The organism is Streptomyces sp. NBC_00637 (assembly GCF_045161545.1).
Classification (GTDB): Bacteria; Actinomycetota; Actinomycetes; order Streptomycetales; family Streptomycetaceae; genus Streptomyces.
Window position 1 is genome coordinate 2,041,420 of the sequence record NZ_CP109046.1, and the last position, 24,043, is coordinate 2,065,462.

The 24,043-nt window shown below is 71.5% G+C and carries 20 protein-coding genes; 7 read left to right on the top strand and 13 right to left on the bottom strand.

The annotated features are described in order from the left end of the window. Nucleotides 1-405: 405 nt before the first annotated feature. The 3 genes from OG440_RS08685 to cysC all read left to right on the top strand — a co-directional run bounded on the left by OG440_RS08685 (nt 406) and on the right by cysC (nt 3,673). Nucleotides 406-2,124: an AMP-binding protein gene (locus OG440_RS08685; RefSeq protein WP_406006262.1), complete on the top strand. Its 1,719-nt coding sequence runs from the start codon at nt 406-408 to the stop codon at nt 2,122-2,124. A 15-nt stretch (nt 2,125-2,139) separates the two neighbouring features. Continuing rightward, nucleotides 2,140-2,967 (top strand): PaaX family transcriptional regulator C-terminal domain-containing protein, encoded by an 828-nt coding sequence (locus OG440_RS08690; protein WP_406006263.1) that lies wholly within the window; start codon nt 2,140-2,142, stop codon nt 2,965-2,967. Between the two features lie 109 nt (nt 2,968-3,076). Continuing rightward, on the top strand, nt 3,077-3,673 hold the full coding sequence (gene cysC / locus OG440_RS08695; protein WP_406006264.1) for an adenylyl-sulfate kinase: 597 nt from the start codon (nt 3,077-3,079) through the stop codon (nt 3,671-3,673). A 136-nt stretch (nt 3,674-3,809) separates the two neighbouring features. On the opposite strand, the gene OG440_RS08700 is transcribed toward cysC, so the two are convergent. Both OG440_RS08700 and OG440_RS08705 read right to left on the bottom strand, forming a co-directional pair. After that, entirely contained in the window at nt 3,810-6,197 is a 2,388-nt protein-coding gene (locus OG440_RS08700) for a bifunctional salicylyl-CoA 5-hydroxylase/oxidoreductase (RefSeq protein WP_406006265.1), read from the bottom strand. 2 nt (nt 6,198-6,199) lie between these two features. Then, on the bottom strand, nt 6,200-7,027 hold the full coding sequence (locus tag OG440_RS08705) for an enoyl-CoA hydratase family protein (RefSeq protein WP_406006266.1): 828 nt from the start codon (nt 7,025-7,027) through the stop codon (nt 6,200-6,202). Nucleotides 7,028-7,339: 312 nt separating this feature from the next. Here OG440_RS08705 and OG440_RS08710 point away from each other — a divergent pair, with 312 nt between their 5' ends. Further along, a complete protein-coding gene (locus tag OG440_RS08710) occupies nt 7,340-7,801 on the top strand; it encodes an ATP-binding protein (protein ID WP_406011297.1) in 462 nt (153 codons plus the stop codon). Between the two features lie 149 nt (nt 7,802-7,950). Here the strand turns inward: OG440_RS08710 and argF are convergent, their stop codons facing one another. Both argF and OG440_RS08720 read right to left on the bottom strand, forming a co-directional pair. Further along, nucleotides 7,951-8,964, bottom strand: coding sequence for an ornithine carbamoyltransferase (argF, locus tag OG440_RS08715; RefSeq protein WP_406006267.1), 1,014 nt, complete (start codon nt 8,962-8,964; stop codon nt 7,951-7,953). Nucleotides 8,965-9,102: 138 nt separating this feature from the next. Continuing rightward, nucleotides 9,103-10,326 carry an arginine deiminase gene (locus OG440_RS08720; RefSeq protein ID WP_406006268.1) on the bottom strand — a complete coding sequence of 408 codons (1,224 nt, stop codon included), beginning with the start codon at nt 10,324-10,326 and terminating at the stop codon, nt 9,103-9,105. A 216-nt stretch (nt 10,327-10,542) separates the two neighbouring features. On the opposite strand from OG440_RS08720, the gene OG440_RS08725 reads away from it, so the two are divergent. Beyond that, complete coding sequence (locus OG440_RS08725) at nt 10,543-11,679, top strand: SPFH domain-containing protein (protein ID WP_406006269.1); 1,137 nt, start codon at nt 10,543-10,545, stop codon at nt 11,677-11,679. Next, on the top strand, nt 11,676-12,611 hold the full coding sequence (locus OG440_RS08730) for a hypothetical protein (protein ID WP_406006270.1): 936 nt from the start codon (nt 11,676-11,678) through the stop codon (nt 12,609-12,611). Before OG440_RS08725 ends, OG440_RS08730 begins: the two co-directional genes overlap by 4 nt. Before the next feature lie 225 nt (nt 12,612-12,836). On the opposite strand, the gene OG440_RS08735 is transcribed toward OG440_RS08730, so the two are convergent. The 4 genes from OG440_RS08735 to OG440_RS08750 form a co-directional block, all read right to left on the bottom strand. Further along, nucleotides 12,837-15,455, bottom strand: a complete 2,619-nt coding sequence (locus OG440_RS08735) for a polynucleotide kinase-phosphatase (protein ID WP_406006271.1) — start codon at nt 15,453-15,455, stop codon at nt 12,837-12,839. Then, on the bottom strand, nt 15,452-16,924 hold the full coding sequence (locus tag OG440_RS08740) for a 3' terminal RNA ribose 2'-O-methyltransferase Hen1 (protein ID WP_406006272.1): 1,473 nt from the start codon (nt 16,922-16,924) through the stop codon (nt 15,452-15,454). The genes OG440_RS08735 and OG440_RS08740 overlap by 4 nt, the downstream gene beginning before the upstream one ends. A gap of 319 nt (nt 16,925-17,243) precedes the next feature. Then, nucleotides 17,244-18,185 carry a DUF4232 domain-containing protein gene (locus OG440_RS08745; protein ID WP_406006273.1) on the bottom strand — a complete coding sequence of 314 codons (942 nt, stop codon included), beginning with the start codon at nt 18,183-18,185 and terminating at the stop codon, nt 17,244-17,246. 207 nt (nt 18,186-18,392) lie between these two features. Next, entirely contained in the window at nt 18,393-19,316 is a 924-nt protein-coding gene (locus OG440_RS08750; RefSeq protein WP_406006274.1) for an LLM class F420-dependent oxidoreductase, read from the bottom strand. 244 nt (nt 19,317-19,560) lie between these two features. On the opposite strand from OG440_RS08750, the gene OG440_RS08755 reads away from it, so the two are divergent. Continuing rightward, nucleotides 19,561-19,746, top strand: a complete 186-nt coding sequence (locus OG440_RS08755) for a hypothetical protein (RefSeq protein WP_406006275.1) — start codon at nt 19,561-19,563, stop codon at nt 19,744-19,746. Between the two features lie 377 nt (nt 19,747-20,123). Here the strand turns inward: OG440_RS08755 and OG440_RS08760 are convergent, their stop codons facing one another. The 5 genes from OG440_RS08760 to OG440_RS08780 all read right to left on the bottom strand — a co-directional run bounded on the left by OG440_RS08760 (nt 20,124) and on the right by OG440_RS08780 (nt 23,963). Further along, nucleotides 20,124-20,603 (bottom strand): DUF6099 family protein, encoded by a 480-nt coding sequence (locus tag OG440_RS08760; protein ID WP_406006276.1) that lies wholly within the window; start codon nt 20,601-20,603, stop codon nt 20,124-20,126. 236 nt (nt 20,604-20,839) lie between these two features. Beyond that, nucleotides 20,840-21,169, bottom strand: a complete 330-nt coding sequence (locus OG440_RS08765; RefSeq protein WP_406006277.1) for a nucleotide pyrophosphohydrolase — start codon at nt 21,167-21,169, stop codon at nt 20,840-20,842. Then, entirely contained in the window at nt 21,166-22,362 is a 1,197-nt protein-coding gene (locus OG440_RS08770) for an ATP-binding protein (protein WP_406011298.1), read from the bottom strand. Before OG440_RS08770 ends, OG440_RS08765 begins: the two co-directional genes overlap by 4 nt. Before the next feature lie 438 nt (nt 22,363-22,800). Further along, nucleotides 22,801-23,190 carry a cell division protein SepF gene (locus OG440_RS08775; RefSeq protein WP_406006278.1) on the bottom strand — a complete coding sequence of 130 codons (390 nt, stop codon included), beginning with the start codon at nt 23,188-23,190 and terminating at the stop codon, nt 22,801-22,803. Nucleotides 23,191-23,450: 260 nt separating this feature from the next. Beyond that, complete coding sequence (locus tag OG440_RS08780; RefSeq protein ID WP_406006279.1) at nt 23,451-23,963, bottom strand: YceI family protein; 513 nt, start codon at nt 23,961-23,963, stop codon at nt 23,451-23,453. Nucleotides 23,964-24,043 lie beyond the last annotated feature (80 nt).

A 24,043-nucleotide genomic window follows, 5' to 3' on the forward strand; every position in this document is an offset into this window, starting at 1 on the left:
GTTTCCGCTGTGCTTGTTTCTGCCGTACTTGTTCCGCTGTGCCTGTTTCTGTCGTACCTGTATCTGCCGTGCGTGTTACCGCCGTCCGTGTTTCTGCCGTGCTTGTTTCTGCCGTGCTGTTTCTGCTGTTTCGGTCTCGGAGCTGCTGCTTCCGCCGGGGCGCACGGCGTGCCGCAAGTATTTCTGCCGCGTCGCTCCAGTCGCCCCGTGTCTTGCCGTCTTCGTGTTCCGTACGTCCCGCTCGGGCCGCCTCGCCGCCTTCAGCCGCCGGCCCGCCTCCCTACGACGATATCGCGTACCGTTGACTGTCGTCACCAACGCGCTACGCTCCTTGCGCGACCCCACGACGACGCCCGCCCGGGCAGCCCAGCCGGACAGTCCATCCAGGCAAGGGGGCGAACGCCCATGAACGTCTCGGCCCACGTCGACACCTTCGCGCGCGACCACCTTCCGCCGCCCGGCCACTGGCCCGACCTCCGGTTCGATCTGCCCGAACTGGACTACCCCGAGCGGGTGAACTGCGCCGCCGAGCTGCTCGACCACGCCGCCTTGGACCGGCCCGTTTTCCACACCGTCTCCGGGCCGACCTGGACGTATCGGGAGCTGCGGGCCCGCGTCGACCGGATCGCCCATCTGCTCAGCGGCGATCTCGGCGTCGTCCCCGGCAATCGTGTGCTGCTGCGCGGCCCGACCACGCCCTGGCTCGCGGCCTGCTGGCTGGCGGTGCTGAAGGCGGGTGCGATCGCGGTCACCGTCCTGGCCCAGCAGCGGCCGAACGAGCTGCGCACCATGTGCGAGATCGCGCGGGTGGAGCACGCGCTCTGCGACATCCGGGCCGTCGACGACCTGGCCAAGGCGGAGATACCCGGGCTCAGGATCACGACGTTCGGCGGTGACGCTCCCGACGACCTGCTGAACCGGTCGGCGCCGCAGGAGCCGTACCAAGCCGTCGAAACCGCTTCCGACGACGTGGCGCTGATCGCCTTCACCTCCGGCACCACCGGCCGCCCCAAGGGCTGTCTGCACTTTCACCGGGACGTGCTGGCGATCGCCGACACCTTTTCCCGGCACATACTGAAACCGCTTCCTGACGATGTATTCGCCGGTAGTCCCCCGCTCGGTTTCACCTTCGGACTCGGCGGGCTGGTCGTCTTCCCGATGCGGGCGGGCGCCAGCGCTCTGCTGCTCGAACAGGCGGGCCCCCGGCAACTGTTGCCCGCGATCGCCGCCCACCGGGTGACCGTGCTGTTCACCGCGCCGACCGCGTACCGCGCGATGCTGAACGACCTCGACGACCCGAGCCGCCCCGACGCGCCCGACGTCTCCTCGCTGCGCCGTTGCGTGTCCGCCGGCGAGAACCTGCCCGCCGCCACCTGGCGGGCCTGGCACGAGCGGACCGGACTCCGGCTGATCAACGGCATCGGCGCGACCGAACTGCTGCACATCTTCATCTCGGCCGCCGACCAACACATCCGGCCCGGCACGACCGGGATCCCCGTCCCCGGCTGGCAGGCGCGCGTGCAGGACGCCGGCGGCAAGCCCGTGAGCGACGGCGCTCCCGGCCTGCTCGCCGTGCGTGGCCCGGTCGGCTGCCGCTATCTCGCCGACCCGCGTCAACAGCAGTACGTGCGGGACGGCTGGAACGTCACCGGCGACACCTACGTCCGTGAGGCCGACGGCTACTTCCGGTACGTCGCGCGCGCCGACGACATGATCATCTCGGCCGGGTACAACATCGCGGGCCCGGAGGTCGAGGACGCGCTTCTGCGGCACCCGGACGTGGTGGAGGCGGCGGTCGTGGGGCGGGCAGACGAGCAACGGGGGCAGGTGGTCGTCGCGTTCGTCGTCCTGCGGGCCGGCGCCCCGCGCGACCCCGAGGTGCTGCGCACCTTCCTCAAGGAGGAGTTGGCGCCGTACAAGTGCCCGCGCGCGTTCGTCTTCCTCGACGGGCTGCCCCGCACGGCGACCGGGAAGCTCCAGAGATTCAGGCTGCGCACCGAAGACCACATCGACGGCCACGGCGACGACCCCGGCCCTGTGGCCCCCGAAGGCGCCGACGAGAACCGTACCGAAGGCCACTGTGAAGATCACGTCGGCGATGACACCAATAGTGACCAGCAGTGATACCGAAGACCTAAGATGATCAACGTGTCCGATCAGCCCGCACCCCGGTCTCTCATCGTCACGCTCTACGGCGCGTACGGCCGCTTCGCACCGGGCCCGGTGCCCGTCGCCGAGCTGATCCGGCTGCTGGCCGCGGTCGGCGTCGACGCGCCCTCCGTGCGCTCCTCGGTGTCCCGGTTGAAGCGGCGCGGACTGCTGCTGCCCGCCCGCACCGCGCAGGGCGCGGCCGGATACGAACTGTCCGACGAGGCACGGCAGTTGCTCGAAGACGGCGACCGGCGCATCTACGCCACCGCCCCGCCGGCGGACGAGGGCTGGGTGCTGGCGGTGTTCTCCGTCCCGGAGTCGGAGCGGCAGAAGCGGCACGTGCTGCGATCGCGGCTCGCGGGCCTGGGGTTCGGTACCGCCGCACCGGGCGTGTGGATCGCGCCGGCACGGCTGCACGACGAGACCCGGCACACCCTCCGACGGCTGCGCCTCGACCCGTACGTCGACCTCTTCCGGGGTGAGCACCTCGGCTTCGCGCCGACCGTCGAGTCCGTCGCCCGCTGGTGGGATCTGGCGGCCATCGCCAAGGAGCACGAGACGTTCCTCGACGACCACGCGCGCGTGCTGCACGCCTGGCGGCAGCGGCCGGACACCCCGCCGGAGGAGGCCTACCGGGACTACCTCCTCGCCCTGGACTCCTGGCGTCACCTGCCCTACACCGACCCCGGCCTGCCCGTCCGCCTGCTGCCCGAGGGCTGGCCCGGGACCCGCTCGGCGGCCGTGTTCCGGGAACTGCACGAGCGACTGCGGGACGCGGGGGCGCAGTTCGCGGGAGTGACCCCGCACGCGCCATGAGTCACTCAGTCAAAGCTCAGACTCTTCGAGCGGTCTTCTCAGACTTCTTACCTACCGTTCCACGGGGGCGGGACGGGGGTACGACGGGCAGGAAAGAGGACTGTTGCGCATGACCGAAAAGCCGAGGGCCGTCACGCCGAGGGCCGTCGCACCAAGGACCGTCACACCGAAGGCGCAGGGGGCCACGGTCTGGCTCACGGGGCTGCCGAGCGCGGGCAAGACGACGATCGCCCGTTTCCTGAGCGATCGACTGAAGCGCGAAGGACATCGGGTGGAGGTCCTCGACGGTGACGAGATACGCCGTTTCCTCTCCGCCGGCCTCGGTTTCTCCCGAGCCGACCGGCACGTCAACGTGCAGCGCGTCGGCCTTGTCTCGGAGGTCCTCGCCCGCAACGGCGTCCTTTGCGTCGTCCCTGTGATCGCGCCCTACGCCGACAGCCGCGAGGCGGTGCGGCTCCGGCACGAGACGAGCGGCACGCCGTACATCGAGGTGCATGTCGCGACCCCGGTCGAGGTGTGCCGCGAGCGGGACGTGAAGGGGCTGTACGCCCGGCAGGCCGCGGGCGAGCTGACCGGGCTGACGGGCGTCGACGACCCGTACGAGGCACCGGTCGACCCCGAGCTCGTCCTGACGACGCAGGACCGGACCCCGCCGGACTCGGCGGACGCGGTGTACGCGGTGCTGGCGGCACGCGGGCTGGTGTGAGCGCGGCGGCCTCGGCCGCGACGGCCTCCGAACCGGAGCCCGGCGCGCTTCCCGGGCCGGGCTTCCTGGTTCCTGCCGGGCCGGGCTTCCCATCTTTCCGCCGGGCCGGCTTCCGGAACGGCCTCCGGCTGTTCCCTCAACTGGTGAGTGTCAGACGCGGTTTGGGCGTGTCCGAGCGTCCGGTGCGCGGGGGGCGGCTGCCGGCCCGGTAGGGGGCGGGCCAGTCGACGCCCGGTCCGGTGTAGCCCTGCTCGACGGCGGCGTGCAGGGTCCAGTTCGGGTCGTAGAGGTGCGGCCGGGCGAGGGCGCAGAGGTCCGTACGGCCTGCCAGGATCAGCGAGTTGACGTCGTCCCAGGAGGAGATGGCGCCGACCGCGATCACCGGCACTCCCACCTCGTGCCGGATCCGGTCGGCGAACGGCGTCTGGTAGGAGCGTCCGAACTCGGGCCGTTCCTCGGCCACAACCTGGCCGGTCGACACATCGATCGCGTCGGCGCCGTGCGCGGCGAACGCACGGGCGATCTCGACGGCGTCGTCGGCCGAAGTGCCGCCCTCGGCCCAGTCGGTGGCGGAGATACGGACGGTCATCGGTCGTTCCGCCGGCCATACCGCGCGGACCGCGTCGAAGACCTCCAGCGGGAAGCGGAGTCGCGCGCCGAGCGAGCCCCCGTAGGCGTCGGTGCGGCGGTTGGTCAGCGGGGAGAGGAAGCCGGACAGCAGGTAGCCGTGGGCGCAGTGCAGTTCGAGCAGGTCGAAACCGGACCGGACGGCACGCTCGGCGGCGACCACGAACTCACGTCGGATGTCGGCGAGTTGAGTTCCGCTGAGTTCGCGTGGCAGCCGGCCGCCCGGTTTGTACGGCAGCGGGGAGGCGGCCACGAGCGGCCAGTTGCCGTCGGGCAGTGGTTCGTCCATGCCTTCCCACATCGGCTTGGTCGAGCCCTTGCGCCCCGAGTGGCCGAGTTGGACACCGATCGCGGTACCCGGCGCCCGCTCGTGCACGAAGGCGGTGACGCGCCGCCAGGCGTCGGCCTGGCGATCGGTGTAGAGGCCGGTGCAGCCGGGCGTGATGCGTCCCTCGGGTGACACGCACACCATCTCGGTCATCACCAGGGCGGCCCCGCCGAGGGCGCGGGCGCCGAGGTGGACGAGGTGGAAGTCGCCGGGCAGGCCGTCGGCCGCCGAGTACATGTCCATGGGTGAGACGACGACCCGGTTGCGCAGGGTCAGGCCGCGCAGCCGGAACGGGGTGAACATCGGGGGTGTGCCGGGCGGGCAGCCGAACTCCCGCTCCACGGCCTCGGTGAAGTGGGGGTCGCGCAGACGGAGGTTGTCGTGGGTGACGCGGCGGCTGCGGGTGAGGAGGTTGAAGGCGAACGCGCGGGGCGGCTGGTCGAGGTAGAGGCCGATGTTCTCGAACCACTCCAGGCTGGCGCGGGCGGCCCGCTGGGTGGAGGCGACGACGGGCCTGCGCTCCTCCTCGTAGGCGGTCAACGCCGTACGCAGATCCGGGTGTTCGTGCAGGCAGGCGGCCAGCGCGAGGGCGTCCTCGACGGCGAGTTTGGTGCCGGAGCCGATGGAGAAGTGGGCGGTGTGGGCGGCGTCGCCCAGCAGGACGACGTTGCCGTGGGACCAGCGTTCGTTCACGACGGTCCGGAACGTGGTCCAGGTGGAGTTGTTGGACGTGAGAGGGCGTCCGCCGAGGGCGTCCGTGAAGATCTTGGCGCAGCGCTCGACCGACTCCCGTTCGTCGAGTTCGTCGAAACCGGTTGCCCGCCAGACCTCCTCGCGCATCTCGATGATCACGGTCGAGGAGTCGGCGGCGTAGGGGTATCCGTGCAGCTGCATCACTCCGTGGGGCGTTTCGGCGATCTCGAAGCGGAAGGCGTCGAAGGCGAAGTCCGCGGCGAGCCAGATGTAGCGGCAGCGGTGACCGTCCACCCGGGGGTGGAACACCCGGGCGTACGCCTCACGGGTGGTGCTGTGCACACCGTCGGCGGCGATGACGAGGTCGTACTCCTCCGCGAGCCGTGCGGGGGCCGGGGCTTCGGTGCGGAAGCGCAGGTGGACGCCGAGGGAGCGGCAGCGTTCGTGCAGGATCTCCAGGAGCCTGCGCCGGCCGAGGGCGGCGAAGCCGTGTCCGGTGGAGGTGTGCCGGGCGTTGCGGTGCACGATGTCGATGTCGTCCCAGCGGACGAAGTCCCGCTGGAAGGCCGCGTAGACCTGCGGGTCGGCGTGTTCGATGCCGCCGAGGGTCTCGTCGGAGAGGACCACTCCGAAACCGAAGGTGTCGTCGGGGGCGTTGCGTTCCCAGAGGGTGATCTCCCGGGCGGGGTCGAGGCGTTTCAGCAGGGCCGCGGCGTAGAGGCCGCCGGGGCCGCCGCCGACGATCGCGACGCGCAGGGGGTGGCTGGTCGACGCGGGCGGCTGCGGGCGCGTGGTGGCCGGTCGCTCCCGCGCGGCGGAGCCGCCGCTGTCACTGTCCCGCGCCCCCGGGGAGGATGTCCGCACGTCGGCCGCCACGCCTACCGTCCCCTCCACTTCGGAGACCGCTTTTCCGTGAACGCTGCGTGGAACTCCGCGTAGTCCTCGCCGTTCATCAACAGGGCCTGGGTCGCGGCGTCCAGTTCCACCGCCGCGGCCAGGGGCATGTCGAGTTCCGCCGTGAGGAGCGCCTTGGTCTGGGCGTAAGCCAGTGCGGGTCCGTCGGCCAGGCGGCGGGCGAGTGCCTGGGCGGCTTCGTCGGACCGGCCCTCGTCGGTCAGTTCGCTGATCAGGCCGATGCGTTCGGCCTCGGGGGCGCGGACCGGTTCACCGAGCATGAGCAGCCGGGTGGCGTGGCCGAGGCCCACGACCCGGGGCAGCAGATAGGCGGCGCCCATGTCGCCGCCGGAGAGGCCGACGCGGGTGAAGAGGAACGCGAAGCGGGCGCTGGGGTCGGCGATCCGGAAGTCGGCGGCCAGCGCGAGGACCGCGCCGGCGCCCGCCGCGACGCCGTGCACGGCCGCGATGACCGGGAACGGGCACTCCCGTACGGCGCGCACGACCTGGCCGGTCATCCGGTTGAAGTCGAGGAGTCGGGCGGTGTCCATGCCAAGGGTGGCGCCGATGATCTCGTCGACGTCTCCGCCGGAGCAGAAGCCGCGGCCCTCGCCGGCCAGTACCAGGGCGCGGACCGACCGCTCCCGGGACAGCTCGGCGAGCAGGTCGCGCAGGTCGGCGTAGGCGCCGAAGGTGAGGGCGTTGAGTTTCTCGGGACGGGCCAGGGTGACGGTGGCGATGCCGTCGGTGCGCTCGACGCGCAGGTGGTGCCAGTCGGAGGTGCGGGCGGCGGAGCCGGTGAAGGGACTCATGAGGGCGGCCTCCTCGACAGTCACCCCCGAAGTTATCACCTTCTGGTGACTGTCGTCATGAGTACGCGATAGAGCCGCCGGGAAGAAACACTGTGTCACCGCACGGCATGTTCTCGTCACACACGTCACCGGTCGTCGATAACGCGGTAACAACGGGATCAGGCGCGCGAGAGAGACCGTTGACGCGGGTAAGCCGCCGGCAGGGGCCGAAGGTCCCGTACGGCGCCCGACGAGCGCCTCTGCCGGAGGCCGCCGTACCATTCCTGAAGTTGAAAGCAGGACCGCCTGATGTCGATCACCGGACCCTGCGCCATGAACGGACTCGCCTTGCACGAACGCCCCTCCGAGCCGCCCGCCTCCTGGCGTATCGCGCTGCCGCACTCCGCCGCGGCCGTGCCGGTGGCCCGTGCGCTGGTCCGCACGGCGCTGGCCGAGCTGAAGCACGGAGCGGACAGCGACACCGCGGAGCTGCTCACCGCCGAGCTGGTGGCCAACGCCGTGGAGCACACCGCCGGGGACGCCCCGATAGAGCTGGTGGTGGAGCTGCGCCCGACCGGCTGCCGGGTCGAGGTGCACGATCCCGACCCGGTGCCGCCCGGCGATCTCACTCACCCTTCCGGGGAGGAGCCCGACCCCTGGCAGGAGCACGGGCGCGGGCTGCTGCTCGTCCGCACGCTCAGCTCGTCCTGCGGGCACCGGCCCACCGAGCAGGGCAAGGCGGTGTGGTTCAGGCTGTCCGCCGTCCCGCAGCAGTGGCGGCCGCACCCGGCGTGACGTCGGACGGCCGGCTCCCTACGGGCGTGCCGCGCGCCGGGACCCGGGGGCCGCGGCGCCCGTGACGGACGTGGAGCGTGCGCCCGCGGAGCGTGCGGTTCCCACGTCCCGCAGGTCCGCGGATCCGGCCGTGGATCCGGGCCGCCCGCTCAGGCGAGTGTCGCCACCAGCACGGCCTTGATCGTGTGCAGCCGGTTCTCCGCCTCGTCGAAGACGACCGAGTGGGCCGACTCGAACACCTCGTCCGTCACCTCGAGGGAGTCCAGGCCGTGGCTCTCATGGATCTCGCGGCCGACCTTGGTGCCGAGGTCGTGGAAGGCCGGGAGGCAGTGCAGGAACTTGACGTCCGGGTTGCCGGTGGCGCGCAGGACGTCCATGGTCACGGCGTACGGGCCGAGGGCGGCGATCCGCTCGTCCCAGACCTCCTTGGGCTCCCCCATGGAGACCCACACGTCGGTGGCGACGAAATCTGCGCCCGTGACGCCCTCGGCGAGGTCCTCGGTGAGCAGGATCGTGGCCCCGGAGCCCTCCGCCAGCTTGCGGGCCCGCGCGATCACCTCGTCGCCGGGCCAGTACTCCTTGGGCGCGACGATCCGGACATCCATGCCGAGCAGGGCGCCGGTGATCAGGTAGGAGTTGCCCATGTTGAAGCGGGCGTCGCCGAGGTAGGCGAGGACGAAACCGTCTTCGACGAGATTCTTGGCGCAGTGCTCGGTCATCGTGAGCACGTCGGCGAGCATCTGGGTGGGGTGCCAGTCGTCGGTGAGGCCGTTGAAGACGGGCACGCCCGCATGGGCGGCGAGCTCCTCGACCTTCTCCTGGCTGGACCCGCGGTACTCGATGCCGTCGTACATCCGGCCCAGCACGCGGGCGGTGTCCTTCACCGACTCCTTGTGGCCGATCTGGGAGCCGGACGGGTCGAGGTAGGTGGTGGAGGCGCCCTGGTCGGCGGCGGCGACCTCGAACGCGCAACGGGTGCGCGTCGAGGTCTTCTCGAAGATCAGGGCGATGTTCCTGCCGCGCAGATGCTGCACCTCGGTCCCGGCCTTCTTGGCGGCCTTCAGCTCGGCTGCCAGCTCGATCAGGCCGCGGAACTCCTCGCCGGTGAAGTCCAGCTCCTTGAGGAAGTGGCGGCCGGCGAGGGCGGTCGGGACTGTCGCCATGGGGTCGCTCCAGAAGTGCGGTGAAGAGTGCAGTGCGCGGTGCACGGGACTGCGGTGACAGGGACGCCCGGAAGTCTATACGATACTCAACATTTTTATACAGACACCCGAGCGGCACCCGTACGCCCGTCCGTACGCCTATACGGCACTCCGCTCGACGGGGCAGCTCATACAGCGCGGCCCGCCCCTCCCCCGGCCCAGCTCGCTGCCGGGGATCTCGATCACCTCGATGCCCTGCTTGCGCAGATGGGTGTTGGTGGTGACGTTGCGCTCGTAGGCGACGACCACACCCGGCTCGACGGCGAGGACGTTGCAGCCGTCGTCCCACTGCTCACGCTCCGCCGCGTGGACGTCCTGGGTGGCGGTGAGCACCCGGATCTCGCTCAGGCCGAGGGCGGCGGCGATCGCGCGGTGCATGTGCTCCGGCGGATGGTCGGTGACCTTCAGCTCCTTCTCGCCGACGCCCGGCTCGATGGTGTACGAGCGGAGCATCCCGAGGCCCGCGTACTGGGTGAAGGTGTCGCCGTCGACCATCGTCATGACGGTGTCGAGGTGCATGAAGGCGCGCCGCTTCGGCATGTCGAGGGCGACGATGGTCTCGGCCGAGCCCGCCGCGAACAGCTTGTGGGCGAGCATCTCGACGGCCTGCGGGGTGGTGCGCTCGCTCATGCCGATCAGCACGGCGCCGTTGCCGATGACGAGGACGTCGCCGCCCTCGATCGTGGACGGATAGTCGGCCTGCCCCTCCGACCAGACGCGGAACGGCTCCCCGCGGAAGAGGGGGTGATGCCGGTAGATCGCCTCGAAGTGGACGGTCTCGCGCTGCCGGGCCGGCCAGCGCATGGCGTTGATCGCGACACCGTCGTAGATCCAGGCGGAGGTGTCACGGGTGAACAGGTGGTTGGGCAGCGGGTCGAGGAGGAAGTCGTCGAGGTCCATGACGTGGAAGCGCACGGAAGTCGGTTCGGGATGCGCTTCCAGAAACTCCCGCTTGGTCATGCCCCCGACGAGGGCCTCCATCAGCTCCGGGGCGGGGAGCGTCTCGAAGGCGGCACGGAGGTGGTCGGTGGCGAGCACCCCGTACTCCTTCTCGTCGAAGACACGGTCCAGGACGAGCGCTCGGGCCGCCGGGATCTCCAGCGCCTCGGTGAGCAGGTCGCCGAAGAGGTGTACGGCGACGCCGCGGTCGCGCAGCACGTCGGCGAAACCGTCGTGCTCGGCGCGCGCCCGGCGCACCCACAGCACGTCGTCGAAGAGAAGTGCGTCCTTGTTGCTGGGGGTGAGCCTTTTGAGCTCGAGATCCGGCCGGTGAAGGATGACGCGGCGCAGCCGCCCGGCCTCGGAGTCGACATGGAATCCCATGTCTCCATCCTGACCACCGGAGACCGGCTTCACCCCCTACTGGACCGTTTCCGCGCGAGCTTGTTCCCCCCTTCCCGCTTTCCTCCCCCTCCCTCCGCCCTTCCCGTCGACCTCCCTCCGCCCTCCAGCCTTTCTCGTCCCCTTGACGACAAGAGGAACGGGCGACTATCGTTTCTTTATCGTCGCACTGACGAGAAATGACGAGGGGGGCCTCTCATGGCCGACATCACCCGGCGCCTCGGCTGGCGCCATCTGCGCGGCGCCCCGACGGCGCACGTGCGCCACCACCGCTCCGGCACGCTCGCGCACGACGGCCCCGGGCTCAGCTTCTGGTTCCGCTCACTGAGCGCGGCACTCTCCGAAGTACCGGTGGACGACCGTGAGTTGGCGATGACCTTCCATGCCCGCACGGTCGACTTCCAGGACGTGGCGGTGCAGGCGACGGTGACTTACCGGATCAGCGACCCGGCTGTCGCCGCCGCCCGCCTCGACTTCTCCATCGACCCCGACACCGGGGTGTGGCGCAGCGCGCCCCTGGAACAACTCGGCACCCTGCTCACCGAGACGGCGCAGCAGCACGCACTGGACGTCCTCGCGCGGACGTCGCTGGCGTCGGCGCTGGTGGACGGCGTGAAGTCGGTACGGGAGCGGGTCGCGGCGGGGCTGGCGGCGGAGCCGCGACTGCCGGCCACGGGCATCGAGATCGTGGCCGTACGGGTCGTCGCGCTGCGTCCGGAACCGGAGGTGGAGCGGGCGCTGCGCACCCCGGCACGTGAGCAGATCCAGCAGGAGGCCGACCGGGCGACGTACGAACGGCGGGCGGTGGCCGTCGAGCGGGAGCGGACGATCGCCGAGAACGAGCTGGCCAGCAAGATCGAACTGGCCCGTCGTGAGGAGCAGTTGGTCGAGCAGCGCGGCACGAACACCCGCCGCGAGGCGGAGGAGAACGCGGCGGCGGACAAGGTGCGGGCCGAGGCGGAGGCCACCCGGTCCGTACGGCTCGCGGAGGCGGAAGCCGCGCGGGCGGTGAAGCTGGCGGAGGCCGGGGCCGCGAAGCAGGTGCGGTTGGCGGATGCCGAGGCACAGCGCACCGAACGGCTGAGCCAGGCGGAGGCGGCGCGCACGGTCCAGCTCGCCCACGCCGAGGCGCAGGCGGCGCGCGAGGTCGGCGAGGCGCGGGCCCAGGCCCAGGCGGCGTGGCTGCGCGTACACGCCGACGTCGACGTGGCGACCCTGCACGCCCTCACCCGGACCCGTCTCGCCGAGAACCTGCCACGCATCGACAGCGTGACGATCTCTCCGGACGTCCTCACCGGTCTCCTGTCGAGGCTCGGCGGCGAGGAACGGGAATGAGTCTCGCCCCACGGGCCGTACTGGTCCACCGCACCACGGAGTACGAGGAGTTGGTGGCCCGGCACGGCACCCACGGCCAGGCCGCCTTCTTCCTCTCCTCAAGGGGCCGGGACATCGAGGAGGTCGCCGAACGCCACCGGCGCACCAGGCGGGCCATGGCGGAGGTGACGGCCGCGATTCCGCTGACCTGGCGTCAGACACACGTGGAGCGGGCCGACTTGGACCGCTTCCTCTTCGCACCCGAGGACGTGGTGGTCGTGGTCGGCCAGGACGGGCTGGTGGCCAACGTCGCCAAGTACCTGGCCGGGCAGCCGGTGGTGGGCATCGACACCGACCCCGGCCGCAACCCGGGCGTCCTGGTCCGCCACAGCCCCGCGGACGCCCGGCTGCTCCTGCCCTCGGTGTTCGCGGCGGGCACCGGCTCGCAGGGGCTGACCATGGTGGAGGCGGTGGCCGACGACACCCAGCGGCTGCTGGCGCTCAACGAGATCTATCTGGGCGCCGCCGGACACCAGACCGCCCGCTACCGTCTGGGCCTCGACGACGACGGGGGTGCCGTCGAGGCCCAGGCCTCCTCCGGGGTACTGGTGGGCACGGGCACCGGGGCGACCGGCTGGATCCGGTCGGTGTGGCAGGAGCGGGGCGGCGGTGGCGGACGTGGTGGCGGGGGCGGGAGTGACGTGGGCCCGCGCCTTCCGGGTCCGACGGAGGACCGGCTGGTGTGGTTCGTCCGGGAGGCCTGGCCGTCGCCGGCGACCGGCACCTCGCTGGTCGCCGGCGAGCTCGCGGCCGGCAGCCGGCTGACCCTCACCGTCGAGTCGGAACGGCTCATCGCCTTCGGTGACGGGATCGAGAGCGACGCGGTGGAACTGACCTGGGGGCAGCGGGTACGGGTGGGGCGGGCGGAGGCGGCGCTGCGACTCGTCGGCTGAGCCCCAGCGCCACCGCCGCCCGCCGGGCGGGGGCGGAGCCGCAGCGCGCACTCCCGGACGCCGGGCGGGGGCGGAGCCGCGGCGCCACGGGTCGGGTCGAGCCGCAGGGCCTTCCCGTCGGCACGCCCGCCCCCGTCCTCCCGTCCTCCCGTCTCCGGTTCCGGCGGACCGGTGTGCCGGTAGGCCCGGCGCACGCTCGCCGCGTCGAGCCCGTCGTCGTTCCGGTCACAGTCGCGGGTCGACCGGCTCCGATTCCAGGGCCAGTACGCCGAACACCGCTTCGTGGACGCGCCACAGCGGCTCGCCCTCGGCGAGGCGCGCCAGGGCCTCCAGGCCGAGGGCGTACTCGCGGATCGCCAACGACCGCTTGTGGTTGAGGAAGCGGCCGCGCAGGCGGGTGAGGTTGTCGGGGCGGGTGTACTCCGGGCCGTAGATGATCCGCAGGTATTCGCGGCCCCGGCACTTGATGCCGGGCTGGACCAGACGGCCCTGCCCTCCCCCGCTCCCGGCGTCGCCCGAGGGGGGCGCACCCCCTCGGACCAGGGCGCCCAGCGGCTTGACGACCATGCCCTCGCCGCCTCGGCCCGTCATCTCCAGCCACCAGTCGACGCCGGCCTGGACCGACTCGGGGTCGGCCGTGTCGACGTAGAGACGCCGGGTCGTCTGGAGCAGGCCCGTGTTGTCGTGTTCCACCAGCCGGTCGAGGAGCGACAGCTGCTCGTCGTGGGGCAGGTCGGCGAGGCTGCGGCCCTGCACCGCGAGGATCTGGAACGGGGCCAGCCGTACGCCGTCCAGGCCGTCCGTCGGCCAGCAGTAGCGGCGGTACGCCTCGGTGAACGCGGCCGCGTCCGATGCCCGTTCACGCTGGCGGGAGAGGAGGTCGCCGACGTCGACGCCCCTCGCCGCCGCGCCTTCCAGTGCGGACAGGGCGCCCGGGAAGACCGCGCGGGACGCGGCGCCCACGGCCGCGTACTGCGAGCGGAGCAGCCCCGAGGCCTTCAGCGACCAGGGCATCAGCTCGGCGTCCAGCAGAAGCCAGTCCACCGTGCCGGAGGCGCTGTCGGGTGCGGCCAGCTCCGACCAGAGGCCCGCCTCGTCCACCGCCGTCCTGATCCGGCCGAGGATCTCCTCCGTCACGCTCTCGTCGTCGAAGAACGGCCGGCCCGTGCGGGTGTAGAGGGATCCGGTGGGGCCGTCCACGCCGAAACGCTTACGCGCTGTTTCCGCGTCCCGGCACACCAGGGCCACCGCCCTCGAGCCCATGTGCTTCTCCTCGCACACGACCCGGGCGACACCGTCCTGCGCGTACTGCGCGAACGCCTCCACCGGGTGCTCCAGGTAGCCCTCGACGTGCGAGGTGGCCGTGGGGGCCATCGTCGGCGGCAGATACGGCAGCAGCCGCGGGTCCACCGCGAAGCGGCTCATGACCTCCAGGGCCGCGGCCGCGTTCTCCTCCCGGATCGAGACACGGTTCTGACCCTCGTAACGGGTTTCGACAATGCGTCGGCCGTGCACGTCCGCCAGGTCCAGCGGACGGCCGTCGTGGCCGCCGGGCGCCTCGGAGCGCAGCGGCTTCGTCGGCTCGTACCAGACCTGCTCCGCCGGTACGTCGACCAGCTCGCGTTCCGGCCAGCGCAGCGCGGTCAGCTTGCCGCCGAACACGGCGCCGGTGTCCAGGCAGATGGTGTTGTTCAGCCAGGTGGCCTCCGGGACGGGCGTGTGGCCGTAGACGACCGCGGCACGGCCCCGGTAGTCCTCCGCCCACGGGTAGCGCACCGGCAGGCCGAACTCGTCGGTCTCGCCGGTGGTGTCGCCGTACAGCGCGTGCGAGCGGACACGGCCGGAGGTGCGGCCGTGGTACTTCTCCGGCAGACCGGCGTGGCAGACCACGAGCCGGCCCCCGTCGAGGACGTAGTGGCTGACGAGGCCGTCGATGAACTCCCGTACCTCGGTGCGGAACTCCTCGCTCTCGCTCTCCATCTGCTCGATGGTCTCGGCCAGGCCGTGGGTGTGCTGGACCTTGCGGCCGCGCAGGTGGCGGCCGTACTTGTTCTCGTGGTTGCCGGGCACGCAGAGGGCGTTGCCCGACCTGACCATCGCCATCACGCGGCGCAGGACGCCCGGACTGTCCGGTCCCCGGTCGACCAGGTCGCCGACGAAGACGGCCTGCCGGCCCTCCGGGTGGACTCCGTCGGCATACCCCAACTTGCCGAGCAGGCTTTCGAGTTCGGAGGCGCAACCGTGGATGTCGCCGATGATGTCGAAGGGGCCGGTGAGGTGGGTCAGGTCGTTGTAGCGCTTCTCGGTGACGACCGAGGCGTGCTCGACGTCCTCGACACCTCGCAGGACGTGCACCTTGCGGAAGCCCTCGCGCTCCAAATGGCGCAGTGAGCGGCGGAGTTCGCGGGTGTGGCGCTGGATGACCCGGCGGGGCATGTCGGCGCGGTCGGTGCGGGCCGCGTTGCGTTCGGCGCACACCTCCTCCGGCACGTCGAGCACGATGGCGATGGGCAGCACGTCGTACTGCTTCGCCAGCTCGACCAGCTGGCGGCGGGCGTCCGGCTGCACGCTGGTGGCGTCCACCACCGTGCGCCGGCCCGCCGCGAGGCGCTTGCCCGCGATGTAGTGCAGGACGTCGAAGGCGTCCCTGGTCGCACTCTGGTCGTTCTCGTCGTCGGAGACCAGACCTCGGCAGAAGTCGGAGGAGATGATCTCGGTGGACTTGAAGTTGCGGCGGGCGAAGGTGGACTTGCCGGACCCGGACGCGCCGATCAGGACGACGAGGGAGAGGTCGGTGACGGGCAGTACACGGCCCTGCTCCGGGGAAACCTGGGTGTCGGTCATGCTGCCTTCGCCTCCTTCTTCTCGGTCACGCTGCTCAGGGTGAAAACGGCCATCTGGGTGGGCGGTCCGACCTCCGGGTCGTCCAGGCCGACCGGGACGAACTCGACGGCGTAGCCGTGCCGTTCGGCGACGGTGGCCGCCCAGCCGCGGAACTCCTCGCGGGTCCACTCGAAGCGGTGGTCACCGTGCCGGACGTGACCTGCCGGGAGGCTCTCCCAGCGGACGTTGTACTCGACGTTCGGCGTCGTCACCAGGACCGTACGCGGGCGGGCCGCCCCGAACACCGCGTACTCCAGGGCGGGCAGCCGGGGCAGGTCGAGGTGCTCGATCACCTCGCTCAGCACGGCGGCGTCGTAGCCCTTGAGGCGGGCGTCGGTGTAGGCGAGCGAGCTCTGGACGAGCCGGACGCGAGAGGCCTGCCGCTCGCCCATGCGGTCCAGCTTCAGCCGGCGGGAGGCGATGGTGAGCGCGCGCATCGACACGTCGACGCCGACGATCTCGGTGAAGCGCGGGTCCTTCAGCAGTGCCTGCACCAACTGGCCCTGGCCGCAGCCGAGGTCGAGGACCCGGGCGGCCCCGGACTCCGTCAGCGCCGTGACGATCGCCTCGCGGCGCAGCACGGCCAGCGGGGTCGGGCGCTCCTCCGTCTCGGCCTCCGGCGCGACCGCGTTGTCGATCTCGTCGACCTCGCTGTCGTCTGCCTCGGCGAGCCGGACCAGTTCCAGCCGCTCCATGGCCTGCCGGGTCAGCGACCACCGGCGGGAGAGGTAACGGCTGGTGATCAGTTTCTGCTGGGGGTGCTCGGACAGCCAGCCCTCACCGGCGCGCAGCAGCTTGTCGACCTCGTCGGAGGAGACCCAGTAGTGCTTGGCGTCGTCGAGGACGGGCAGCAGGACGTACAGATGACGCAGGGCCTCGGCGACGGTGAGCGTCTCCGCCTCCAGGACCAGGCTCACATACCGCGAGTCGCCCCACTGCGTGAACTCCGGGTCGAGAGCCACCGGTTCGGCGCTCACGGCCCAGCCGAGCGGCTCGAAGAGGCCGCGTACGAGGTCGACGCCGCCACGGGCGGGCAGCGCGGGCACCTCCACGCGCAACGGCCTTGGCTGCGAAGGGAGTTCGGGCTTCGCCGCGCACACGCCCCGCATCGCGCTGGAGAACACACCGCTCAGGGCGACCGCGAGCAGCGAGGACGCCGCGTAGGGACGGTCGTTGACGTACTGCGCGAGAGCCGCGTCCGGCGCACCGCCCCGGCCCTTGCCCTTGCCGCGCCGGACCAGCGCCACGGCGTCCACCTCCAACAGCAGCGCCGCGGTGCAGCGCTCGGCATCGGCCTCGGGATAGAGCACGTGGGCCTTGCCGTAGGAGGTGGAGAACGCCTGCGCGTTGTCGGGATGCTTGTGCAGCAGAAAGCCCAGGTCGGTGGCAGGACGTGCGGGGGTGCCGGTGGTGCTGATCGTCAGGAACACGTGGGTGCCTCGGTGGGTTCGGAAGAAGGAGCGAAAGCGCTGATCGTGCGCTCGCGCACCCCTACAACGTACAGAGAACGTTTCCGCGCCACCCGCGATTTTCCAGCCGGTCGACCGCCGTCCGCGCTGGTCAGACACCGGGACGGGTGCGTTGACGGTGGGATCGGGGATCTCCCGGAAGGGTCGGGCAGGCGGGAGGTACCGCCCGGGGGCACGGGGCGCTGGGCACGGGGGCTCAGGGAACGCGAGGTGACGAGGACCGCGAGATCGCCCGGGCGGCGGCGGGGACGGGTGACTCGCCGGGGCCGGTCGGGGGGCTCTACTCCGGCATGTTTCGCCAGGGGCTGACGCCCAGTTTTCCGGTGGTGCCGAGGTCCAGGTGGGGGGTCACCGTCACGGGAGCGGCATCGGACCTGGCGCGTACCCGGACGTAGGGGACGTCGACCGCGGTGCCGAAGTCAGTGGTGTTGCGCCACATCAGGCCGGCGCTCGCGCGTTCACCGGGCTTCAGGGTGACGGGCCGGGGCGGGTCGTCGAAGCCGGTGACGGTCGAGATGCCGCCGCTGCCCTGGAAGATCTCGACGCCGTCGATCGGCTCCTGGTCCCCGTCCAGGAGGCTCACCTGTGGGTAGCCGTCCAGGGTGTAGTCCCGTTTCCCGCAGTTCTCCAGGACGAGTCCCACGACGCGCAGCCCCATCGCGGCGTCGCCGTCGTCCGCCGAGACGCGGATCCCGGACGGCGGGCAGACCCCCGCCTCGGTCGGCGCCTCGTCCGCCGGGACCTTGGTCACCTCGCCGACCTTCACCGTCGTCACCAGGGACGACCCCGGCTCGAGCATCCCCCGCCGGACGGTGCCCCGTACCGTACGGCCTGCCCCCACGGACCGCACGGTCACCGGCTCGCTGCTCATGACCTCGCCCGCGCTCGTCCTGAACTCGAAGCGGATGGTGTACGTCAGCTCTTCGGTACCGGAGTTGGTGACCTCGTAGGCGGCCGAGATGTCGGAGCCGGCGCCCGGGTCGGCCGGAAGACGTTCGGCCTCGACGGGGCCGCCGCCGGACGCGCTGAGGGTCGCGGACGCGGAGGGGAGGGTCACCGAGGTGATCCGGACCCCGTCCACGGCGGGCTCGGTGACCTGCGCCCCCGGCGTCGAACCGCTCGCGCCGACGCCGCCGTTCCGCGTGCCGCCGTGCTCCGACCCGCATGCCGTGAGGAGCAGCAGGGCGGCGAAGGCCGGCAGGAGTGGGAGAGGTCTGCGCATCAGGCCACCTCACCAGGGCCTGACCCCGCCGACTGTGACGGAAGCCACAGCTCCGGTCACAGCCGTGTCACAGATGACCGACGGCGCGCCCGGGCTGCCCGACAAGCAGGACAACGATGTCCAAGCCGGTACCCGAGCCCCCGCCGCCCGCGTCGCTGCGTGCCGGCGTCCCTGCGCCTCCGCACCCCCGCGCCCCTGCCGCCCGTACTAGTTCAGCTGCGCCTGCACCTGGGCGGAGATCAGCTCCAGGTGGTCGAGGTCGTGCAGGTCCAGAACCTGGAGGTAGAACCGCCGGGAACCGGCCTCGGCGTATCGGCCGATCTTGTCGACGACCTCCGCCGGGGAACCGGCCAGCCCGTTGGCCTTCAGCTCGTCGACCTCGCGGCCGATCGCGGCGGCACGCCGGGCGAGTTCCTGGTCGTCCTTTCCGACGCAGACGACGAGAGCGTTGGAGAAGGTGATCGCGTCCGCGGCGCGGCCGGCCTCCTGCGCGGCGGCCCGCACCCGGCCGAACTGACGCTCACTGTCCTCGATCGAGCCGAACGGCATATTGAACTCGTCCGCGAACTTCGCGGCCAGCCGCGGCGTCCGGGTCGCGCCGGTGCCACCGATCAGCACCGGGATCTTCGCCTGCGCGGGCTTGGGGAGCGCGGGTGAGTCGGTGAGGTCGTAGTACGTGCCGTGGAAGTCGTAGGTCTTGCCGAGTTCCGTCGCCCAAAGACCCGTGACGATCTCCAGCTGTTCCTCCAGCCGACCGATCTTCTCCTTCGGGAAGGGGATGCCGTACGCGGTGTGCTCGTCCTCGAACCAGCCCGCACCCAGGCCCAGTTCGACGCGTCCACCGGACATCTGGTCCACCTGCGCGACCTGGATGGCGAGAACGCCGGGCAGCCGGAAGGTGCCGGCGGTCATCAGCGTGCCGAGGCGGATGCGCTTGGTCTCGCGGGCGAGCCCGGCGAGGGTGATCCAGGCGTCCGTGGGGCCCGGGAGACCGCTGGCGTCGCCCATCTTCAGATAGTGGTCGGACCGGAAGAAGGCGTCGAACCCGAGGTCCTCGGTGGCCTTCGCCACGGTGAGGAGGGTGTCGTAGGTCGCCCCCTGCTGGGGCTCGGTGAAGATACGCAGATCCATACCTCCATCCTGCACTCCGATCTTCCCGTCAACCCCACCGGTCCCGTCTCCCCCGGCCGTCCCCGGGTCGGGTGAAAAACGTCCGTGTCGTGCGTGGGGGGTTGCCCGGCCCGGTGACCCGCCCCTCTGGTGATCGTTGGGCGGGCGGAGCCGGGGGCCCGGCACCCGTACCCGGCCGGTCGGCGCCGGGACGTCACCCGCATCGGCCCTCCGCGGGGAGCCGGTCAGGGCCGAGGAGGCCGCCGTGTCCGAAGAGGCCGTGCCGCAGCAGGGCGGGTCGCCCGCCACAGCCGAGCCGAAGGGGTTGCTGGAGCAGATGGAGGAGCTGATGGCGGCGCTGAACGCGGATCTTTCGGCGTTGGACTCGGAATTCCAGGCGACCGGGGGATCGCGGCGAGGGCTGGGGGAGGACGGTGGCTTGGTGGGTTGACGCTTCATCCCCCGCCCCCGCCCCCTCCCCCCTCCCTCCCTCCCCTTCCCTCCCTCCCCCTCTCCGCCTTGCCCCCTCTTGATCCCGACCGCCGGACGCCAGGCACCGGGTGCGGGTTCCGGACGTCGGTCAGGGCGTGAGGGCCGGGCACCGGACGCGGACGCCAGGCATCGGATGCGGGCACCGGACGCCGGACGCGGGCAACTGGACGCCAGGCGCGAGCCACCGCCAGGTACCGGACGCCGGACGCCCGTCGCAGACACCAGACACCAAACGCGGGACGCCGGAGGGGGGACGCGGGCGACAGACGCCCGAGGCGGACCCCTGACCCCCAACGCCAAGAGCAGGTACCGCACCCCCGGGCAGGTCGGCCTTCCTCATCTCTCCGGCAATGCGCCCTCTCTTTCCTCCCGTTCCTCTCTCGCCGCCAGCTTGCGCAGCATCTCCAGGACCCGGTCGCGGGACTCGTCCGCCGCGTCGATGGCCTCCATGCACTTCCAGTACGTGCCGTGTTCGTCAGCCGAGCTCGCCAGGCCGACCAGGGCGATTCCGACCTCGCCCAGCAGGCCGCTCAGATCGAGCAGCGCCCGGCGGGCGTCGTCCAGTTCGGTGAGCCGGGCGGCGAGCAGGTCCCCGGGGTCGAGATCCGGCGCGCCCAGCACACCGCAGCCTCTGCCCGCCAGCTCCGTCAGTCCCAGTGCCTCGCCGCGCAGTTCGGGCGGGCCCGATACGGCGAGGCGACTGCCGATCGCCTGCGCCAGGGCCTGCGCCTGCCACACCTCCGCGAGGATCCTCGCTCCTTCGCCACCGCCCGCGAGCGCGCGCCTGCTCGTCAGGATGAGCCGCACCGCGTCCATGCGCTGCCCCCGTCTGCCCCGACGTGCTGCCCGCACGTCCGCCCGAACATCCGTGTCCACTACTCCACTACCCAGAGTGAGGGCGTGTGGTGCGAAAAGCCAGAGGAAGACCGAAATCTGTGGACAACAAATCGATTTCGGTCCGCTCATCGACTCCGGAGAGTGAAAACGGACTGTTCGGCTCACCTTCGAGCCGACGCGACGGCGCCGCCACTCACGGCACCGCCACCTCACCGCTACGGCGCCGGGAACCTGCGCTCGTTGCGGTCGATCTTCGCGTCCAGCGCCACCAGCGGATCGATACCCAGCACTTCGCACAGCTGGAGCAGATAGGCGAGCACGTCGGCGACCTCGTCCGTCACCCGGTGGGCGGTGTCCGGATCGTCCATCACGCGCCCGGACTCCTCCGGCGTCAACCACTGGAAGATCTCGACCAGTTCGGACGCCTCCACACTGAGCGCCGACACGAGGTTCTTGGGGGTGTGGAAGGGCTGCCAGTTCCGCGCGGCCGCGAACTCGGCGAGCCTGCGCTGGAGTTTCGCCACGTCGAGGTGTTGTTCTGTCACGGACCCAGGTGTACCACCGTCACTCCCTCCGTAGGGGTGGCCCCGTACCCGTCGCCCACCGCGCCGACGCAGCGGATGTGCCCGCGCTCGGCCATCCGCACCGCCAGCCGCAGCAGTTCGGTGCGCTGTCGTACGTCGAGTCCCCGGTCGAGGCCGTCCGCGAGCAGGGTGAGGGTCTGCAACGCGGCGGGGATCTCGCCGGCCGGGTCCACGTCGAGGACGCCCGGCCCGGTGAGCAGCACCAGGGCCAGGGCGATGTAGCGCAGCTCGCCGTATCCCAGCCGGGCGAGCTCCGTGCGGCTGCCGTCGGCGCGGTGGAGCAGCGCGCGGACCGTGCCGTCGGCCAGCGGCTCGGCACGCAGGTCCACGACCGGCCCGGTGGATCCGGCGGACAGCGCGGCCACCAGCAGCGCGTGCCGGCGCCCGCACTCCTCGCGGGTGCGCCAGAGGACGTCGGCGAGGTTGTCGCAGCCGCTGAACAGCCGGCCGGAGCCGGTGGGGACGGGGACCCCCATCCAGTCCGGCTGCGGATCGCAGGCGAAGACGGACCGCAGGGCGACGACCATCTGTTCCGCGGCGGCGAGCACCTGCCGTTGTCCGTCGGTCCTGCCGGCCACGCGCAGCGGCAGCAGGGCGGTGCCGAGCCGGTCGTCGGGCAGCGGGGCGCGCGTCACCGGTGCGGAGCCGCCGGTGTGCCAGGCGGCCTGTACGGCACGGCGCCCGGGGTCGCGCAGCGCCGTCTCCAGCAGCACGACACCCGCCGCGCTCAGCCGCTCCCCCACGATGCGCAGCTCGGGTTCGGCCTGCACGGCGACGTCGAGCCGGACGGGGCCGCCGGGTCCGTCGGCCGTGCATCCGATGCGGAACCCCCGGCGATGCTGGGCGTCGGGCCGCGCCCCCTGCGGCACGCACGCGGCCGGATCGGCGAACACCTCGCCCAGCGGGGCCCCGCCCCCGAGTCGCGCCAGCGCCTCGTAGGCCCGCAGAGCGCTGCTCTTACCACTCCCGCTGGCGCCGACGAACAGCGTGACCGCCCCCAGCGGGAACCGGGCCCGACGGTGCCCCGCGAAGGCGGAGAGCCGCAGTTCGGTGACGCAGGGCCGGACGTGCCGCACCTGGGCGGACGCGGTACGAGGATCCGGCGCGGGGGGCGTGGTACGGCGCTCCGCCACGGAAGGCGCCTGCGCGGGCACGGTACGGGACACGTCCCCGGACGGCGGCCCGTCGGACGCCGGGTGCGTCAGGTGAGGTAAAGGCGCGGAGGAGGCACCCGAGGATGCGTCGGAGGGAGCCGGGGAGGAAAAGCCGCCCACGGCGGAGGCGGTGGAGGGGGCCGCGGTGGAAGCGGAGGCGGTACAGGCGGTGGAGGGGGCTGCGGTGGCGGAGGAGGCGGTAGAGGCGGTGCTGGAGGCGAACGGCGAGGGCATATCCGGACCGTAGGACTCCGTCGCCAGACGAACCGTTCCGCCCCGAGAAGCTTCCTACGATCGAGCGACCACGACGACCGCACGCCGCCTGCACCGACCGCGTCGCCCACGACGCTCGGCGCGGTCGACGCACTCGGCGCGGCCGGCACGGTCGGCGGTCTCGCTCCGCACCCGAGGTCGGCTCGGAGCTCGCTCGGGCTCCGCTCAGACTCCGGGAACTCCCGCGCCTTCCATGAGTCCACTGACCTCGGTGCCCGGAGGGGTCAGCAGGAAGACGTTGCGGTCGACCCGGTGCATGCCGCTGGCCAGGCCGAAGACGACTCCCGTGGAGAAGTCCAGGACACGCTTGGCGGTGTCGGTTTCCGCGCCGGTCAGATCGAGCAGCACCGGGATGCCCGCCATCAGCGTCTCGGCGACCTCGCGGGCGTCCGCGAAGACGTTGACCCGCAACACGACGAAACGGCGCCGGGTCTCTGTTTCCGCGTCGGGAAGCGAGCGGTGGCTCACCGCCGACGGCCACGCGTCCCGGCCCCGCAGCGGAACGACCTGAGCGAGCCCTTCCCACTGTTCATCGGTGACGTCGTAACGGTTCACCGCACCCCCCGAACTGACTCGCTTTCCATGCCTGCACCAGCCATTCTTACGCCAAGTCACCCGTTCAGCCCAACAGCGACACGGACCGCCACCGCCTCGAGGGCCGAGCAGCGGCTTCTCACCGCTGCTCACGGGACACTTCGCGCGCGGTCACACCTCGCTCACCAGCCCCGACTACGTTGCGAAACCGGTTGCTCGGCGCAGCTCGACAGAAACAGGGCTGGAAACACGTTCCGCAGGCGGGATCCGGCGGCGCTGCCTCAGGCGGCCGTGCGCGTGAAGCGGAGCGTGGTGGTGATCGTCGTCGGACCGCCCATCATGCCGAGCCTGTTCAGGGTGATCCCGAACTCGTTCCGGTCCACGGTGAACGTGGCGTCCAGGGTGACCGCGTCGGCGTCGGCCTGACTCAGGCGAGCGGTGAAGGTCTGCGGCCGGCTGATGCCGCGAACCGTCAGCTCACCGGACACCTTCACGTCCCCGTCGGCGCCGAGGTCGGCGGCGCGCACCGCGAAGGTGATCTCGGGGTACTTCTCGACGTCGAGGAAATCGGCGCCGCGCAGATGCTTGTCCCGCATGCCGTTCCTGGTGTCGAGAGAGGCCGTGTCCAGGACCAGGGTGCCGGTGACGGTTCCGTCGGCGGCCACCTCGCCCCCGCCACGGACGGTCGCGAAGACTCCCTCGGCGACCAGGACCCACATCGCCTTGTGCCTCAGCGCGACGGTGGAGGCACCCGTGTCGAGCTGCCACAGTCCGGTTTCCACGGCGACGGTCATGGCGTTCTCCTTGATAATCCAAATTTGGACGAAGCTGGGAGACTCACGCTAGCCGGTAATCCAAAAATGAACAACATGGT

Excerpts from the sequence above, each read along its gene's own strand:
- argF (WP_406006267.1), bottom strand. The coding sequence starts at position 8,964 with ATGGCGACAGTCCCGACCGCCCTCGCCGGCCGCCACTTCCTCAAGGAG.
- OG440_RS08690 (WP_406006263.1), top strand. The coding sequence starts at position 2,140 with ATGATCAACGTGTCCGATCAGCCCGCACCCCGGTCTCTCATCGTCACG.
- OG440_RS08710 (WP_406011297.1), top strand. The coding sequence starts at position 7,340 with ATGAACGGACTCGCCTTGCACGAACGCCCCTCCGAGCCGCCCGCCTCC.
- OG440_RS08705 (WP_406006266.1), bottom strand. The coding sequence starts at position 7,027 with ATGAGTCCCTTCACCGGCTCCGCCGCCCGCACCTCCGACTGGCACCAC.
- OG440_RS08730 (WP_406006270.1), top strand. The coding sequence starts at position 11,676 with ATGAGTCTCGCCCCACGGGCCGTACTGGTCCACCGCACCACGGAGTAC.
- OG440_RS08720 (WP_406006268.1), bottom strand. The coding sequence starts at position 10,326 with ATGGGATTCCATGTCGACTCCGAGGCCGGGCGGCTGCGCCGCGTCATC.
- cysC (WP_406006264.1), top strand. The coding sequence starts at position 3,077 with ATGACCGAAAAGCCGAGGGCCGTCACGCCGAGGGCCGTCGCACCAAGG.
- OG440_RS08745 (WP_406006273.1), bottom strand. The coding sequence starts at position 18,185 with ATGCGCAGACCTCTCCCACTCCTGCCGGCCTTCGCCGCCCTGCTGCTC.
- OG440_RS08725 (WP_406006269.1), top strand. The coding sequence starts at position 10,543 with ATGGCCGACATCACCCGGCGCCTCGGCTGGCGCCATCTGCGCGGCGCC.
- OG440_RS08780 (WP_406006279.1), bottom strand. The coding sequence starts at position 23,963 with ATGACCGTCGCCGTGGAAACCGGACTGTGGCAGCTCGACACGGGTGCC.
- OG440_RS08750 (WP_406006274.1), bottom strand. The coding sequence starts at position 19,316 with ATGGATCTGCGTATCTTCACCGAGCCCCAGCAGGGGGCGACCTACGAC.
- OG440_RS08685 (WP_406006262.1), top strand. The coding sequence starts at position 406 with ATGAACGTCTCGGCCCACGTCGACACCTTCGCGCGCGACCACCTTCCG.
- OG440_RS08735 (WP_406006271.1), bottom strand. The coding sequence starts at position 15,455 with ATGACCGACACCCAGGTTTCCCCGGAGCAGGGCCGTGTACTGCCCGTC.
- OG440_RS08760 (WP_406006276.1), bottom strand. The coding sequence starts at position 20,603 with ATGGACGCGGTGCGGCTCATCCTGACGAGCAGGCGCGCGCTCGCGGGC.